At 65.3% G+C, this 15,492-nt stretch carries 12 protein-coding genes and 1 pseudogene; 7 read left to right on the top strand and 6 right to left on the bottom strand.

What is annotated here, in order from left to right:
* The first annotated feature begins 429 nt into the window (after positions 1-429).
* Positions 430-1,989: a methyl-accepting chemotaxis protein gene (locus BLQ77_RS16345; RefSeq protein WP_242661746.1), complete on the top strand. Its 1,560-nt coding sequence runs from the start codon at positions 430-432 to the stop codon at positions 1,987-1,989.
* A 172-nt stretch (positions 1,990-2,161) separates the two neighbouring features.
* Positions 2,162-3,181 (top strand): annotated as a pseudogene (locus BLQ77_RS16340) (transposase).
* A 185-nt stretch (positions 3,182-3,366) separates the two neighbouring features.
* Here BLQ77_RS16340 and BLQ77_RS16335 read toward each other — a convergent pair.
* Complete coding sequence (locus BLQ77_RS16335; protein WP_089961119.1) at positions 3,367-4,650, bottom strand: MFS transporter; 1,284 nt, start codon at positions 4,648-4,650, stop codon at positions 3,367-3,369.
* Between the two features lie 629 nt (positions 4,651-5,279).
* Between BLQ77_RS16335 and BLQ77_RS16330 the strand changes: the two genes are divergently transcribed.
* The 4 genes from BLQ77_RS16330 to BLQ77_RS16315 are packed head-to-tail and all read left to right on the top strand — an operon-like array spanning position 5,280 to position 7,796.
* Positions 5,280-5,540 carry a PepSY domain-containing protein gene (locus tag BLQ77_RS16330; RefSeq protein WP_008885532.1) on the top strand — a complete coding sequence of 87 codons (261 nt, stop codon included), beginning with the start codon at positions 5,280-5,282 and terminating at the stop codon, positions 5,538-5,540.
* Between the two features lie 2 nt (positions 5,541-5,542).
* Positions 5,543-6,187: a cytochrome b/b6 domain-containing protein gene (locus tag BLQ77_RS16325; RefSeq protein ID WP_008886079.1), complete on the top strand. Its 645-nt coding sequence runs from the start codon at positions 5,543-5,545 to the stop codon at positions 6,185-6,187.
* The gene (locus BLQ77_RS16320) at positions 6,184-6,735 is read left to right on the top strand and encodes a helix-turn-helix transcriptional regulator (protein ID WP_008883928.1); all 552 of its coding nucleotides are present in this window, start codon (positions 6,184-6,186) and stop codon (positions 6,733-6,735) included. Before BLQ77_RS16325 ends, BLQ77_RS16320 begins: the two co-directional genes overlap by 4 nt.
* Complete coding sequence (locus BLQ77_RS16315; protein ID WP_165617137.1) at positions 6,735-7,796, top strand: metallophosphoesterase family protein; 1,062 nt, start codon at positions 6,735-6,737, stop codon at positions 7,794-7,796. Before BLQ77_RS16320 ends, BLQ77_RS16315 begins: the two co-directional genes overlap by 1 nt.
* Before the next feature lie 57 nt (positions 7,797-7,853).
* Here the strand turns inward: BLQ77_RS16315 and BLQ77_RS16310 are convergent, their stop codons facing one another.
* From BLQ77_RS16310 to BLQ77_RS16295, 3 genes are all read right to left on the bottom strand, one after another.
* Positions 7,854-9,467: an OpgD/OpgG family glucan biosynthesis protein gene (locus BLQ77_RS16310; RefSeq protein WP_242661745.1), complete on the bottom strand. Its 1,614-nt coding sequence runs from the start codon at positions 9,465-9,467 to the stop codon at positions 7,854-7,856.
* A gap of 756 nt (positions 9,468-10,223) precedes the next feature.
* Entirely contained in the window at positions 10,224-11,117 is an 894-nt protein-coding gene (locus BLQ77_RS16300) for a hypothetical protein (RefSeq protein ID WP_089961113.1), read from the bottom strand.
* Between the two features lie 162 nt (positions 11,118-11,279).
* A complete protein-coding gene (locus tag BLQ77_RS16295; protein ID WP_242661744.1) occupies positions 11,280-12,491 on the bottom strand; it encodes a polyhydroxyalkanoate depolymerase in 1,212 nt (403 codons plus the stop codon).
* Between the two features lie 103 nt (positions 12,492-12,594).
* Here BLQ77_RS16295 and BLQ77_RS16290 point away from each other — a divergent pair, with 103 nt between their 5' ends.
* The gene (locus tag BLQ77_RS16290; RefSeq protein ID WP_089961107.1) at positions 12,595-13,248 is read left to right on the top strand and encodes a glutathione S-transferase family protein; all 654 of its coding nucleotides are present in this window, start codon (positions 12,595-12,597) and stop codon (positions 13,246-13,248) included.
* 78 nt (positions 13,249-13,326) lie between these two features.
* On the opposite strand, the gene BLQ77_RS16285 is transcribed toward BLQ77_RS16290, so the two are convergent.
* Together BLQ77_RS16285 and BLQ77_RS16280 are read right to left on the bottom strand one after the other, a co-directional pair.
* The gene (locus BLQ77_RS16285) at positions 13,327-14,169 is read right to left on the bottom strand and encodes a glucosamine kinase nucleotide-binding domain-containing protein (protein ID WP_008886227.1); all 843 of its coding nucleotides are present in this window, start codon (positions 14,167-14,169) and stop codon (positions 13,327-13,329) included.
* Positions 14,166-15,350 (bottom strand): vWA domain-containing protein, encoded by a 1,185-nt coding sequence (locus BLQ77_RS16280; protein WP_089961106.1) that lies wholly within the window; start codon positions 15,348-15,350, stop codon positions 14,166-14,168. The genes BLQ77_RS16285 and BLQ77_RS16280 overlap by 4 nt, the downstream gene beginning before the upstream one ends.
* Positions 15,351-15,492: the final 142 nt, after the last annotated feature.

Here is a 15,492-nt window from a genome sequence, read left to right as displayed (position 1 = left end):
GTTCTGCAACAACGCCCACGAGCAACCCGGCGATGGGATGGCCGAGGTGATTTTGGCGTGCACTGCTTAATCGAACAGTAAGGCCTGGGCATTATCTCTACAGCGCGGATGGAATATTTGGGTTGGCCGTAATGCGCTTGGTGGCAATGATATGTCTGGTTCTTGGTCCCTTGATCGCGGCACCGGTGTTGGCCTTAGCTGGCCGCCCCCTTCAGTCAGCGACCACATTTCTTGTTGTCGGACCAATGGACGGATTGCCTGAAATCTTGCGTCGCGCCGGCGGACGACCGATCGGCCCTACAGGCGCACCGATTGCATTGCTGGCTGTTGCAGGCAGTCAGCCTGAGAGCTTTCCAGCGCGTTTGAGAATGGAAGGCGCTTGGTTGGTACTCGACGGCGCGATAGCAGCCCAACTTTGCGGAGTTTGAAATGAAAACCACCAGCTCATCCCTGGAAGTCGCACAGGGAAAAGGTCTACGCTTGATCGGCTATCTCAACATTTTGCTGACGCCCGTCCCGGCGTTCGGAGCGTGGATGGCAGGTGTGTCACCTTGGCCGTTTTTGGTGATGTCTCTCGCAATTGCTGCCGTCACCATCAGCCTACAGCTACGTGGTGGGGGGATCGCGCGTCTGGCTGTGTCGCTCGGTGTGATGGGCCAGCTGCCATTGCTGACTGCAGCGTTGTCCGGACATTCATGGCAGCTCGACACCCACCTGATCTATTTTGCCGTTCTGGCGACATTGGTCATATTGCAGGACCAGCGCGCGCTTCTCTTTGCATCGGCGATCGTCATTGTTCATCACGCGGTGTTGACGCTCTTTCTGCCGACTTTGATTTATCCAAGTAGTGGCTTGCTGCTTGACGTATCGCGCCTGGCCCTTCACGGCACGGTCTGGGTGGCCGAAACCGGAGGTCTGTTCTACCTTCTGCGTGTGCAACTTGGTCAGCGCGAGCAGATTGAGCAAGAGGCAAAAAGCCTGTCCGACGCGTTGGGAAGCTCGCAGGAGCTGCAATTGAGTTTGACCAGGAAGGAAGCGGAACAGCTCAATGTCATGGAGCAGTTCAGTGCGGCTTTGACAAAACTGGCAGACGGGAACCTTACGACTCGGATCGACACAGAGTTTCCGGATCAGTTCGAGCCACTGCGCAACGAGTTCAATAGTGCGGTCAACGCGCTGTCGGTTGCGATGACCAGCGTCCAGGAAAACGCAGATTCAATCAAAATAGATACAAACAGCATTGCTTCGGCATCCGAAAGACTCGCCAAGAGGACAGAGGATCAGGCGAACGCCCTGGGCAATGTGACGTCGCAAATTGATGAAATCAGTGAAGTCATGACCGCAGCGTCGGAGCACGCCCAGCGTGTGGCGGTGGCGACAGGCCAGACGAGAGACGACGCGGAGAACGGCATGAAAGTGGTCGACGGTGCATTGGAAGCAATGGGACAAATAAAAAGTAGCTCTGACCGGATCCTTTCGGTTGTCGTTTTGATCGAAGACGTGGCGTTGCAGACCAACCTACTGGCGCTCAATGCCGGAGTGGAGGCCGCGCGGGCGGGGGCCGCTGGTCAAGGGTTTGCTGTTGTGGCATCGGAAGTTCGCGCGCTTGCAGGCAGGTCGTCGGAAGCTGCGAAAGAAATCAGTGATCTTATAAACGATAGTGCCCGCCAGGTTACGAACGGTGTCAAACTGGTCGAGAACGCTGGTTCCGCACTTCGCGGCGTTCTCGACGCAGTTCGCAATGCTCTGGACTCCATGCAAAACATCGCATCTACGGTCGGAACGCACGCACAAGGCATCGCAGATTTAAAACATACCATGGGCGAGCTTGACCAGCTTACTCAGCAGAATGCTGCCATGTTTGAAGAGACCTCCGCTGCAACGACGGCTTTGACTGCTGCGACCAATTTGCTCAGCGAAGTCGTGGCAAAATTTCAAAATGTGGCGGAGCAAGATGATTCCGAGCGGCTTCTCCGCCATGTCGCATAGATGTTAAACGCCAAGTTTTGAATGTGAATTGGATTCACAAAAGAAGTGAAAGCTCTGTATGAAAACAGAAGCTTGCATGGAGAATGTGTGATGGGTCGTTATGCCCTTCGGCTCAGGACCCGTTGATTTGAGCCGAAGGGCATGATTCACCGCACGAAAACAGAGCGGTACTATGTCTGATCTCTTCTGGCTGAGCGATGCGCAGATGGCGCGTCTAGAGCCGTACTTCCCGAAGTCCCATGGCAAGCCGCGCGTTGATGATCGGCGCGTGTTGAGTGGGATTATCTTCATAAATCGTAACGGCTTGCGGTGGCGCGACGGTGAGGGTCGAGCCGCCACTGGTTCGAGGCCGACCCGAACGCCGCATACGGCCCCCACAGTTGAAGGCGACCGTGGCCCCAGTGGGGCCGCGAAAGCGCCGGAAACGCTCTACAATCGTTGGAAGCGGTGGAGGTGAGTGGATGAACGCCATCGGTCCGAGAGAAGCCACGAACAGGGCATCTTCGCGAAGATGATGGCGGGACTGGTTGCCGAGCACGGCGAGAACAAGACCGTAATGATCGAAGTGAGCAGGCGAACGCCATGCGTTCGAGTGAGCCTGCGCTAGTACCTGAAGGCTCACCGCACGGCGTCCAGTCTGGGCGTCAAAAAGGGGGGGCGGCCGCCTGATCGGACGAACCAAGGGGTTTGAGGGATTAAGAAACGGTCCGGGGGACCGTTTCGCCCGAAAACGGAACACGAAATTGCACGCCATCTGCGACAGCCAGGGACGTCCACTCAACCTGTTCGTCACTGCCGGGCAGGTGAGCGACTACATCGGTGCGCGGGCTCTTTGCGACAGTCTGCCGAATGTTGATTGGCTGCTCGGTGATCGCGGCTACGACGCCGACTGGTTTCGGGAAGCGTTGCAAGACAAGGGGATACGCGCCTGCATCCCCGGCCGGAAACAACGGAAGACGCAGGTGAAATACCCCTCTCGGGACATTGCTGCGCAATGCCCTGCCGGGCAAGGGACAAGCGGCGCAACCGCCCCTCTCGTGACATCGCTTCGCGATGCACTGCCGGGCAGCGATACGAGATCATTTTCGGCAGGCTCAAGGACTGGCGGCGGGTGGCCACGCGATACGACAGGTGCCCCAAGGTCTTCCTCTCGGCCATCGCTCTCGCCCCTATCGTCATCTACTGGCTATGAGTCCTGAGCCTAGAAACTTCGATCGCCAGCTCGCGCAGCTGCAGGTCCGCATTGCAGTGCTGAACGGCTACGCCGCGCTCGGACTACCCGTCACTGCCCCCCGTAGGATAACTGCGGCCGGGGAAAGGGGAAGACCGGCCCTCAGCCGATTTGTGCAACAAGGCCGCCTCTTAGGCTCAAAGTGGCTACAGACCAGTCTGCGCTCTCTCGCGGTGATCACCTTCCTGCTCACTCTCCGCCTGCTCCACCGCCCAGCTCGTGGCGGCCTCCACGGCGACGAGTGACGTCGTGGGCAGCACGGTCAGGTAGCTGTCGGTGTCCTGGTCCTTGACGCGCGGGCGCTGGGTCATGCGGTAGAGGGCGTAGGCGGAGATCCCGGCGAAGGTTCCTGTCAGGATGACCCAGAACCCTTGCGGCCCGAACATCTGCATGGCCCAGCCGCAGAGCAGGGGCCCCGCGATCGCGCCGATGCCGAAGACGAAGACGAGGCCTCCCGACGCCGCGGGCATGTCGTCGGGCGGCAGGTCGTCGTTGGTATAGGCGAGGAACAGCGAGTAGAGCGGGGTCGTCACGCCTCCGGCGAAGAAGGCGGCGAGGAGCAGCATGTCCGAGCGTCCCTCCGTCATCAGGCCGAAGGCGCAGGCGGCCGCGCCGAGGGCGGCGGCTCCGAAGATGAGCTTGCGGCGGTCCATGATGTCCGAGAGCCAGCCGATCGGGTATTGCAGGAACAGCGCGCCGGCGAAGAGCATGGCGACGAAGAGCGCGATCTGCGGGGTCGAGAGGCCGATCTGGGTGCCGAAGACCGCGCCCATGCCCGACTGCGTGGCGTAGATCCCGCCCAGGAGGAAGGTGCCGACGGTGCCGAGCGGCGCGTGGCCGAAGAGCTCCTTCAGCGACATCGCGCGGGTGACGGTCACGGCCGGGGTGGGTGAGACCGACAGCAGGATCGGGCCGAAGGACAGCGAGACCAGGATGGAGGCGGCGATGAAGAGCGCCGAGGTCGCCGCGTCGCCGAGCGTCAGGAGTGCCTGCGCGCCGATGACACCGAGCGTCTGGGCGATCATGTAGGCCGACAGGATCTTGCCGCGGGTGTCGTTGGTGGCGGCGTGGTTCAGCCAGCTCTCGGCCGCCACGTAGACCCCGGACATGCAGAAGCCGATGAGCAGGCGCAGGGGTGTCCAGGCCCAGACCTCGGTCGCGAGGGGCAGGGCGATCAGGCCGGCGGACATGAAGCTGCCAAGGGCCGCGAAGACACGCACGTGCCCCACGCGGCGAATCAGCACCGGGGTGACGCGGGCGCCGGAGAGGAAGCCGATGTAGTAGCCCGAGGTGATGATCGCGAGCGCGCCGGTGGAGAATCCCTCGATGTCCCCGCGCAGACCGATCAGGGTGAACTGCATGCCGTTCCCCAGCATGATGAGGAATGTTCCGAGAAGCAGCGCCCAGACGCTGCCGAGGACCGAGATCATGAGGCGCCTTCCGTCTTCCGAGGTAATTGCGCTCTCATCGTCGCACGGGAACCCCTGCGCTGTGAACGCCAGTGCGTCGTCAGCGGTGCGCTTTGCGACATCGCGGAGAGGTGACCGGTGTTTGGTCGCCAGGGCTCAACGATTCAGCAGGGGGTGAGGCGGCGCAGGGCAGAAAACGCGGGGTGGACGCGATTCTGCGAAGCGCTTCCGGGTTCACCGAAGCTGCGTGAACCGGTATCCTTGGAAAAGTCTGGCGAAAAGCTCTTTTACGAAGCGGGTATTGAACGGGACATCAATGGCGTGGCGGGCTGTCGCTTCGTCTATACCGAAGTGGCCGGTGGTTCGGGGCGCCAGGGCCCGGCCCGACCCCGGAACGCCGCTCCATTCGGCGGGCAGGGTGCATCGCGACACGCCGCCCGGGGATTGCGGCGCCTCCCGCCGCCCGCCCGAAAACAACGCCCAGAAACAGCACCCGGACCGGCGAAATCTCCCGAAAACCGCCGTAAGCGCGCGCTTACGCGCGTCCGGGGCAGCGTTTCTGCGATGGACCGGCCCCGGTCCGAAGGCTCAGGTCCAGTCGGCGGAGACATCCCGCTCCGTTCCATTCATTGCCACAGACAGGACACCCGATGACCAGACCCTTCCTTGCCAGCCTCGCGCTGATCGCAGTTCCCTTCGCCGCCAGTGCCATGCCCTCGGTGGGCGACGTGGTCGGCACCAACCCGACGGACGCCACCGCGGCGCTGGCAGCGGCGGGCTGCGCGGTGCGCGAATTCGAGGCCGAAGGCGGCATGATCGAAGCCAAGTGCACCGACGAGGCACAGAAGCTCTGGGAGGTCTACATCGACCCCAAGACCGGCGCCGTCACCAACATCAAGGATGACGACTGATCATGTCGCGTGATCTCGATCGGGGCGCCGAGGCGGCGCCCCTTCCTCCCGATCCCTGGGACCCGCTGGTGCGCATCAGCCACTGGCTGATCGCCGGGGTGGTGCTGGTGAACGGGCTGCTCAGCAAGCCGGGCGGCAACCTGCACGTCTGGCTTGGCTGGGTCGCGCTCGGCACCTTGGCCGTGCGGCTGCTCTGGGGGTTCGTAGGGCCGTCCGAGGCGCGGTTCTCGGCCTTCCTGCCGGACCCGGTGGGGGCGCTGCGGCACCTGCGTGACCTGCTGCGCGGGCGGCCCTCGGAATACCCCTCGCACAACCCGGCGGGGGCGATCATGGTCTACGCGCTCTGGGGCTGCCTTGCCATCGTCGTGGCCACCGGGCTCGTGATGACCGACATGAAGAGCCCGGTCACCATCGCCGAGGACCGCGCCGCGGTCGCCGCCGGGGACTGGTCGGTTCTTGTGGACGACAGCGAAACGGCAGAAAGTGACCACGAGGGCGACGGGATCGCGAAGGAGCTGCACGAGCTGGCGGCGAACCTGATGCTGCTGCTCGCGATGGTGCATGTGGGCGGCGTGGTGATCGAGAGCCGGGCCCTCAGGCGCAACCTCGTGCGCCCGATGCTGACTGGAAGAGGCAAGATGAAGTGACCGGCAAGTCATCCCGTGCCAGTGGCGACCGGCGGCAGCCGCTCGCGCTTGCCGCCGTTCTGCTGCTGCAGGGGATCGCCGCGGTGTTCTTCGTCGGCGACGCGGTCGGCGACATGCTGCTCGATCCGACTTCGCCCGAGGGGATGCTGGAGTCGCTCGTGGCGCTGGCCCTCGTGGCCGGCGTGGTCCTGAGCGGCTTGCAGCTGCGCGCGGCGCTGGAGCGCCTCGCGACGCAGGAGCGGACGCTCGACACCGCCCGCGGCAAGCTCTCGGACGTCATCGCCACGCAGTTCCAGGCCTGGGGCCTGACGCCCGCCGAGCGCGACGTGGGGTTGCTGGCGCTCAAGGGGCTCGACGTATCCGACATCGCCGCTCTGCGGGGCGCCGCGCAGGGCACGGTGCGGGCGCAGCTCACGCGGATCTACGCCAAGGCCGGGGTCTCGGGGCGTGCGCAGTTCGGGGCCTGGTTCGTCGAGGACCTGCTCGAGGACGACCTGACCCTGGCGCCAAACGAAAAGACAGCCGCAAGGACGGCGGAGAGATCATGATGAAACGGATCGGAGCGGGGCTTGCGGCCCTTGTGGCGGCGGCACTGCTGGTGACGGCGATCGAGGGGCAGTGGTTCGGCTACGCCTCCTTCCTGATGCACGGGCAGGACCGGTCGGCCTGGAGCGGCACCGAGAGCGAGCCTCAGCGCATTCTGGACGCGGCCTACGACGGCCAGAACGAGAGCATCACGCTGCTCGCGGTGGGCGACATCGCCGATTGCCCGGAGCGTCTGAACCTCGCCCATGTGCTGCCTGCGACCGCCGGCCTGCTGGGGCTGGCTTCGCCTTTCGACACCAGCCACGTGCCCGCATCGGCCACCGCCGAGCTTGCGGACCGCTGGCCCGACGCGCCGATCCTCGCGCTGGGGGATCTGGTCTACAACTCGGGCACCGCGCGCGAGTTCTCGGATTGCTTCGACCAGGTCTGGGGACAGGAGAGGCCGCGGATTCTGCCGACGCCGGGCAACCACGAGTACGAAACGCCCGGCGCCTTCGGCTATTACGAAAGCTGGGCCGGGCGGGCCGGGCTGGGCTCGGAGGGCTACTATGCCGCCCATGCCGGCAATTGGCTGGTGCTGTCGCTCAACAGCGAGGTCGAGGCCGGGGCGGGCTCACCGCAGGCGCAATGGCTGTCGGACACGCTGGCTGCGGCGCCCGAGGCCTGCGTGCTGGCCTTCTACCACCGGCCGGCCTACTCGCTGCAGCAACGCGGCGGGCTCGACAGCGCCACGGCGCTCTTCCGGACGCTGCAGGCTGCCGGGGCGACGCTAGTGCTGAACGGGCACAACCACTTCTACGAACGTTCCCTGCCGCTGGCCGGGGATGGCGCGCCGGATCGGAGCGACGGGCTGCTCGAGTTCGTCGTGGGTACCGGGGGCGAGACATCGAAGGTGCGCCCGGTGGCGCCCACCACCGCTTCGGCGGTATTCGGGCATCTCGGGCTCCTGCGGCTCGAGCTCGGGGCGGACAGCTATCGCTGGTGGTTTCACGACTCCGCCACGGGCGAGGTGCTCGACACGGGCGAGGGCGGCTGCAGCCAGCGCGTGGGCGCGCCCGCCTGACCCTTGCGCCATGAGCGGCGCCCGTCGCCATACGCGACGGGCGCCCTCGGGGAGGGTTCAGGGCCGGGAGGCCAACAGCGTGCGCATCTGCGACGGGAAGATCTGCATCAGCCAGGTCTCGGTGCGGGACTCGCCGTCGACCTCGACGAACATGCGCAGGTCGATGGGCGTGTCGTCATCCTCGGGGATGCTCGAGAAATCGAGGTCGAAGATGGCGCGCCAGTAATCCTCGTCCACCACCGGGTAGGCGGCGAACCCGCTGACCGTGCCGCGCGAGGCGGTGACCACGGGGCGGATGCCGGGATCGCGGGTCAGTTCCTCGAAGCCGTGGTTCTCGAAATCGCAGACGATCTTGACCACACCCTCGGGGCGGGGCTGGCCGGGGATGCCGCCGGCGCCGATGCGGGTCGCGAGGAAGCGCGCGGCATTGGGCGGCACCGGGTTGTCCTCGAACCAGGTCAGGCGGTAACCGACGTTGTACTCACGCCCCTTGCCGGCCGGGCCGGTCGGGGTCCACATCGCCACGATGTTGTCGTGGATCTCGTCATCGGTCGACAGCTCGACAAGGGTGACCGAGCCGTCGCCCCAGTCGCCCTTGGGCTGGATCCAGGCCGAGGCGCGCTTTTCGTAGAACACGCCGTCGTCCTGGTATTCGTCGAAGCTGCGCTCGCGCTGCATCAGGCCGAAGCCCTTGACGCCGGGGGTGTAGAAGCTGTTGGCCATTGTGCGCGGCGGGTTGTTGAGCGGACGCCAGATGCGCTCGCCGCTGGCGGTGTGGATCTCGAGCCCGTCGCTGTCGTGTACCTCGGGGCGCCAGTCCGGGGCCACGTGGGCGTCGGGCTTGCCGAACCAGTACATCGAGGTGAGCGGCGCGATGCCCAGCCGCTCGACGTCGCCGCGCAGGAAGATCTGCGCCTCGACATCCTGCGCCACGCCCTCGTCGCCGCGGGTCGAGGCGATCTTGTAGGCGCCGGTGGCGCGCGGGCTCTCGAGGAGCGCGTAGGCGGTCAGGTCGCCGCCGCCAGCCTGCTCGAGCCAGAACCGGGTGAAGCGCGGGAATTCCTCGGGGCCTTCCGGAATGGCGGTGTCGAGCGCGAGGCCGCGCACCGACAGGCCGAACTGACCGGAATAGCCCGCGGTGCGCCAGTAGGAGGCGCCGAGGAAGGCCATCCAGTCGTCGCCGCCCGGCTGGTCCTGCACCCGGAAGCCCGCGAAGCCCTCGGTGCGGGTCAGGGCGCGGGCGGGGTTGTTATCGGGGATGTCGAAGTAGTCGGTCGAGAACGGAACCTCGCGCGCCATGCCGTTCTCGACGGTGTAGATGTGCACGGGCTCGGGGAAATACTTGCCGGGGAAGAAGAACTGCACCGGCGAGGTGCCCGACTGGTTCCAAAGCGCCCGCTCCTTGCGGAACGAGATCTGGTTGTGTCGGTCGTAGTCGATCTTTTCGAGGATGTCGCCATCGGCGACCTGCATCGGCACGTAACTCTCGTTGGCGAGGGAGCGTGCGACGTCCCGTAGCTGGTCGAAGGAGAACGGCTCGGCGGGCCCGAAACCCGCGGCGTCTTGCGCGGCCGCTTTCTGGGCGCGCGCCACCTCGGGCAGGAGGAAGAAAGCTCCGGCTCCGAGGGCGGAGGCGAGCATGTCTCGTCGGGTCAGGCGAGGGTCGGTCATGTCAGTCCTTCTGTCTTTCATCCGGTTGCGCCTGAATTTGGAGACGCAGCGGAAAAGGGCAAATCCGACAGGCGCCGACCGGCAGAACCGTGCCGATGGAACCGCGGTCTGCCCATGTTCGCGTCAAAGGCGGGGCCGGAGAGGGCGCGGCCTGCTGAAAATTGGGGCAGATGCGGTCTGGAGGGGGGCGCACGCGACGCTCCTGCAGCCGGTTTCAGCGGCAGGCGTCGGGAAAGTGTCACAACCCTTGCGGGAAGCGCCGGGCGTCGACGCCAGAGGCTGAAGTGGCGCCTCAGGTTTCATCATCGTTCCGATATAGCTGAATATACAGATACTATCGGTCCTAAATGTGATCGAATAAGTAACATGTGACCGTTGCAAGGGTGACGCTTGGGTCACGTTCGCGAGATTTCAAGCGTTTTACAGCTAGCCTGCGGGTTGTGTTTTCTTTCGGACTCATTTCCTCCGTATCATCAGTTTTGTGAGCCGCCCGGACAGGGGGCGACTCGTGCTCTGGGACTGGAGAGTATTGGTATGGCTTTGAGTGATCACAGGGTCTTCATATGCAGGTATTGCGGACATGCACTCCGCTTCGGGGCGCCGGTCTGCGGCTCCTGCTATCAGCCGACGCAGGTGAGCAACCGCGTCTCGACCTGGGTCGTGGCGCTGCTGGTGCTGTTGTTGGGCATATCCTTCATACTTCTGGGGCTGCACGTGTTCTGAAGACCCGTGCGGGTGGGGCTGGCGGCGGCGCCGTCAGACCCACCCCTGGCGCCGGTAGAGCCGGAAGAGACCGTTCATCAGGCGCAGCCGCTTCCTGCGGCCTCCGGTACCGCGCGCGAGGGTTTCGGCGATCACGTCGTTGAGGCTCGCAGCGGAGAGCTTGCGCAGCGAAGAGACGAAATCCTCGCGCCGTTCCGGCAACGACCGGGCGAGATCCTGGTCCCTGGTCGCATCGGTGTAGAGCTTGTCCGCCAGCCGCTCGATCGCTGCCTCGTCGCCCGATTTCAGGGTGAAGGGCATGATGCTGCCGTGGAAAGGCAGATCCACCGGGATCAGCCGCAGCCCGGGCACGCGGCGCAACCGCTGGGCCTCGGCCACGTCCATGCCGTAGCCCGAAGAATAGTAGACCGTGGTGAGCGCGGTGCGCCCCCGGATGAAATCCTGGATATTGCCGAAGCGCCGGAAGTCCTTGGCGAGATGGGCGCGGCCCTTGCCCTCGAGCCGGTCGAGCGAGATCCGGTAGCTCGGCAGCTCGTCGAGCACCGGGTTGTGCGGGAAGAGCATGGTCTGCGGGCTGAAGGCGATGCACTGCACCGCCATGTCGCGCTGCACCTCCTGCGCGATCGAGGACCACAGCAGAGCGCCCGAGCCGCCCTTGGACGAGCCGATGAAGAGCAGGCGCAGGTAGCCGCGGGCCCGCGCAAAGGTGACGATGGCGTTCACGTTCCGGTAGGGGGCGTTGGTGTAGAACGACAGGAACCGGTCGGCCAGATGCAGGCTGCTCTGGGCGAAGGGATATTTCATCAGCACCAGTCGGGGTGTCGGCGCCAGGACGACGAGCAGCGTGTCGGATCCGCGCGGAATGTAGTCGAGCTCGTACTGGGCAGAGACCTCGGCACGAAGATCCGGCAAATGCGCGTTGGACATAAAATTCCCGGTTACAATTCTTTAGGGGCGGAAAGGAGCGGGCCTGGGGGACGTGTTCCCAGACTGCGCAGGTCGGCGGGGATTGGCAAGCTGATGCTCACGTACGCGCGGTGCCGCGCGGCGAAGCGCCGGCACGGATAGCCTCTGTGGGCGCGCGCGGCGTCACTCCATGGCGAGGATCATGTTGCGCACCACCGGGTAGATCTCGTTCTCCCAGCGGCGGCCGTTGAAGACGCCATAATGGCCGACGTTGGCCTGCAGGTGGTGGCGCTTGAGATGCGGGCGCAGGGTCGAGCAGAGGTCATGCGCCGCCGTGGTCTGGCCCATCCCGCAGATGTCGTCGCGCCCGCCCTCGACGGTCAGCAGCGCGGTGTTGCGGATCTTCGAGGGGTCGACCTTGCGGCCACGATAGGTGAAGTCGCCGGTGGCGAGCTCGGCCTTCTGGAACACCCGCTCGATGGTCTCGATGTAGAATTCCTCGGTCAGGTCGAGCACCGCGAAATACTCGTCGTAGAATTCCTTGATGCGCTTCGCGTCATCTTGCTCTCCCGCGGCGAGATGGTCGTAGAGCTTGCGATGCTGTGCCTGGTGGCGCTCCATGTTCATCGACATGAAGGCGGCGAGCTGCACGAAGCCCGGGTAGACCTTGCGTCCGGCACCGTCGTAGCGGAACGGCACCGTCGAGATCACGTTGCGCTTGAACCACGACAGCGGCTTCTCGTTGGCGAGATCGTTCACCGTGGTCGGGCTCTCGCGCACGTCCACGGGGCCGGCCATCAGCGTCATGGTGCGTGGCGTCGCGGGATTGCGGTCCTCGGACATCACCGCCACTGCGGCCAGGGTCTGCACGCAGGGCTGGCAGACCGCGAGCACGTGGCCGCCAGGCCCGATCTCTTCGAGGAAGCGAATGACGTAGGCGATGTAATCCTCGACGCCGAACTGCCCGGCCGAGCGCGGCACGTCACGGGCGTTCTTCCAGTCGGTGATGTAGACGTCATGATCGCGCAGGAGCGTCTTCACCGTGCCTGCCAGAAGCGTGGAGAAATGGCCGGAGAGGGGCGCGGTCACCAGCACCTTGGGCTGCTGCGTGTCGAGGTCCTTGCGGAAATGCAGAAGGTTGCCGAAGGGCAGGTCGAGCGCCACCTCCTCGGTCACCGGCACGTCGCGGTTTTCGACCCTCACGCTGTGGATCCCGAACGAGGGCCGGGCGTGTGTCAGCTGGAACCGCGACAGCATTTCCATCAGCGCTGCATTGCGGCGAAAGAGCTCTCCGAAGGGGCCCGGGTTCTTCGGACCGAAGGACAGCGCGGTCAGCGCGGCGGTCCGGAAAGGGGCGATAATATCATCAAGTCCTTGATACGTGGCATAAAGCACTGCGTTCGGCCCCTCTTTGCTCATCAAATTGGTAGCCAGAACCGCGCCGCCATGCGACAAAAATCGTGTCGCAGCGCAGCATCGAAGGCAAAGTGAAGACACCATGACTCAGGCAACGCTCACGATTTCATCGAAGAACTACTCGTCCTGGTCGCTGCGCGGGTGGCTCCTGTGCAAGATGTCTGGGCTCGATTTCCGCGAGGAGCCGGTCGATCCCACCGATGCCGACGTGCGCCAGGAACTGCTGCTTCTGTCGCCCACGGTGCGGGTGCCGCGGCTCACCCACGGCAAGGTGCAGGTCTGGGACACGCTGGCCATCGCGGGCTATCTCAACGAGTGTTTTCCCGAGGCCAAGCTCTATCCCGAAGACATCGTGGCGCGGGCCCATTGCCGCGCGGTGTCGGGCGAGATGCACGCTGGGTTCTACAACCTCCGCTCGGCGCTTCCGATGAACATCAAGGCGCGGCACGAGCGCTTCAAGATCTTCTCTGGCGCCCGGCCCGACGTCGAGCGGGTGCGTGAGATCTGGAGCGAGTGCCTCGAAACCTATGGCGGGCCCTTCCTGTTCGGCCCCGCCACCATGGCCGACGCCATGTTCGCGCCCGTCTGCACCCGCTTGCGCACCTATGCGGTCACGCTTGAGCCCGAGCTCGAGGCCTATATCGACCGCATCCTCGACTGGGCGCCGATGAAGGAATGGATCGCGGGCGCATTGGCCGAGCCCGAAGAGATCGAGGAGCTGGAGGTCGAGTTCTGAGCCTGAGCCACGTGCCCAGGCAGGTTTCGGCTCTTTCCGAAGACACGAAGGACACGGTCCAGGGTCCGCGCCGCATCCTCAGGCGGGGACGAGGCGCCTTGCCAGTGTGAGCGCGCCATCGAGCCCGGTGCCCTGGGGCGGACGCAGCGCGCGGGCCATCTCCTTGGGCAGCCAGTCGGCATAGGCCCCGGCGATGCCTCCGATCAGGCAGAGCGGCTCCTGCGGGTGCCAGCCAAGCGCGTTGAGCCCGGTGGCGATGTAGGCCGCACCGCGGCGCATCTGCATATCGGCGGCAGCGTCCCCCCGTGCGGCGCAGATCCGCGGCGCCAGCGTGGCGAAATCCGAGGGCGAGGCCTTGGCGGCGAAGGCGATGATCCCCGGCGCACCGCCAAGCTCGTCCGTCACCTCGCGGGTGAGCGCGCTCGGCGCCTCGAGCTTGTCGTGCACCCTGAGCGCGTAGGAGAGGAACTCGCGCCCGAGCCAGGCGCCCGAGGCCTCGTCGCCCAGCACCAGCCCGTGCCCGCCCATGGTCAGGAACTCGGTGCCCGCCTGCCGTGCGAGGAAGCTGCCGGTGCCGACGCCCGCGACGCAGCCGGTGGTCTCGCCATGGGCGCCGACCACCGCGGCGCGGCGGTCCTCGTCGATGCGGGCGTGTTCGAGCGGCAGCGCCGCAGCGACGCGCGCCGCCATCTCGGGGCCGGTGACGCCCGCCAGCGCCAGCCACGCGGGGCAGGGGCGCAGGTCGGCCACCGCAAGGCCCGCGCGGCTCGCGACCTCGGTGAGGCCCGCGAGGATCGTCGCCACCGCGCCATCGAAATCCGTGGTCACGTTGGCGGGGCCAAGCCGCGCTTCGTGTCTCTGGCCGTCGCGCTCGAGCGCGACGCGGCAGGAGGTGCCGCCCGCATCGACGCCGAGGATCATCGCGACAGCTCCCGCATGCCGCGGTCGATGCCTTCAAGGGTCATCGGAACCATCCTGTTCTCGAAAATCTGCTGAATCATGCCGATGCTCTGGGTGTATTGCCAGTGCCGCTCGGGCACCGGGTTGATCCAAAGGTGGTCGGGCCACTGGACCCGCGCCCGTTCCAGCCACGCCTGTCCGCTTTCGGCGTTCCAGTGCTCGTTGGCGCCGCCGGGGTAGGCGATCTCGTAGGGCGACATCGAGGCGTCGCCCACGAAGATGCACTTGTAGTCCGAGCCGTAGGTGTTGAGCACGTCCCAGGTCGAGGTCTGCTTGTCCCAGCGGCGGCGGTTGTCACGCCACACTCCCTCGTAGAGGCAGTTGTGAAAGTAGTAATGCTCGAGATGCTTGAACTCGGAGCGCGCCGCCGAGAACAGTTCCTCGACCACGCGGATGTGCATGTCCATCGAGCCGCCCACGTCGAAGAACAGCAGCAGCTTCACCGCGTTGCGCCGCTCGGGCCGGGTCTTGACGTCGAGATAGCCGTGCTCGGCGGTGGCGCGGATGGTGCCGTCGAGGTCGAGCTCTTCGTGGGCGCCGTCGCGGGCCCACTTGCGCAGCCGCTTGAGCGCCACCTTGATGTTGCGGGTGCCGAGCTCGATGTTGTCGTCGAGGTTGCGGAATTCGCGCTTGTCCCAGACCTTGACCGCGCGGCGGTGGCGACTTTCCTTCTGGCCGATGCGCACCCCCTCGGGGTTGTAGCCATAGGCCCCGAAGGGCGAGGTCCCGGCGGTGCCGATCCACTTGTTGCCGCCCTGGTGCCGGCCCTGCTGCTCGCGCAGCCGCTCCTGCAGGGTCTCCATCAGCTTGTCGAAGCCGCCCATGGCCTCGATCTCGCGCTTCTCCTCGTCGGTGAGGTGCTTCTCTGCCATCCGGGTGAGCCAGTCCGACGGCAGTTCCACGGCCTCGAGCACCTGCTCGAAGGAGATCTGCTCGAGCCCGCGGAAGGCGGTGGCGAAGGCGCGGTCGAAACGGTCGAGGTGGCGCTCGTCCTTCACCATGGAGCTGCGGGCGAGATAGTAGAAGCCCTCCACGTCATAGGTGGCGAGCCCCGCGCGCATGGCCTCGAGGAAGGTCAGGTATTCGCGCAGGCTGACGGGCACCTGGGCCTGTCGCAGGGTCTCGAAAAAGGGAACGAACATGCACGGTCCTCCGGCCGGTCGCGCCCACCTTACGCGACGCAGCGATGGCTGCAACCGCAGCATCCCTCATCCGCGGGCAAAAACAACATGTGCCCGGCGTGCTCGCGGGCAGGGGCAGGGGTGGCGTGAATTGCGCCGCTGT

It is taken from the genome of Salipiger thiooxidans (assembly GCF_900102075.1).
GTDB classification, from domain to species: domain Bacteria; phylum Pseudomonadota; class Alphaproteobacteria; order Rhodobacterales; family Rhodobacteraceae; genus Salipiger; species Salipiger thiooxidans.
Note: the sequence above shows the minus strand (reverse complement) of the source record. Positions and strands in the feature narration are given on the sequence as shown.

Coding starts and splice junctions, on each gene's coding strand:
- BLQ77_RS16345 (WP_242661746.1), top strand. CDS start 430: ATGAAAACCACCAGCTCATCCCTGGAAGTCGCACAGGGAAAAGGTCTA.
- BLQ77_RS16335 (WP_089961119.1), bottom strand. CDS start 4,650: ATGATCTCGGTCCTCGGCAGCGTCTGGGCGCTGCTTCTCGGAACATTC.
- BLQ77_RS16330 (WP_008885532.1), top strand. CDS start 5,280: ATGACCAGACCCTTCCTTGCCAGCCTCGCGCTGATCGCAGTTCCCTTC.
- BLQ77_RS16325 (WP_008886079.1), top strand. CDS start 5,543: ATGTCGCGTGATCTCGATCGGGGCGCCGAGGCGGCGCCCCTTCCTCCC.
- BLQ77_RS16315 (WP_165617137.1), top strand. CDS start 6,735: ATGAAACGGATCGGAGCGGGGCTTGCGGCCCTTGTGGCGGCGGCACTG.
- BLQ77_RS16310 (WP_242661745.1), bottom strand. CDS start 9,467: ATGACCGACCCTCGCCTGACCCGACGAGACATGCTCGCCTCCGCCCTC.
- BLQ77_RS16300 (WP_089961113.1), bottom strand. CDS start 11,117: ATGTCCAACGCGCATTTGCCGGATCTTCGTGCCGAGGTCTCTGCCCAG.
- BLQ77_RS16290 (WP_089961107.1), top strand. CDS start 12,595: ATGACTCAGGCAACGCTCACGATTTCATCGAAGAACTACTCGTCCTGG.
- BLQ77_RS16285 (WP_008886227.1), bottom strand. CDS start 14,169: ATGATCCTCGGCGTCGATGCGGGCGGCACCTCCTGCCGCGTCGCGCTC.
- BLQ77_RS16280 (WP_089961106.1), bottom strand. CDS start 15,350: ATGTTCGTTCCCTTTTTCGAGACCCTGCGACAGGCCCAGGTGCCCGTC.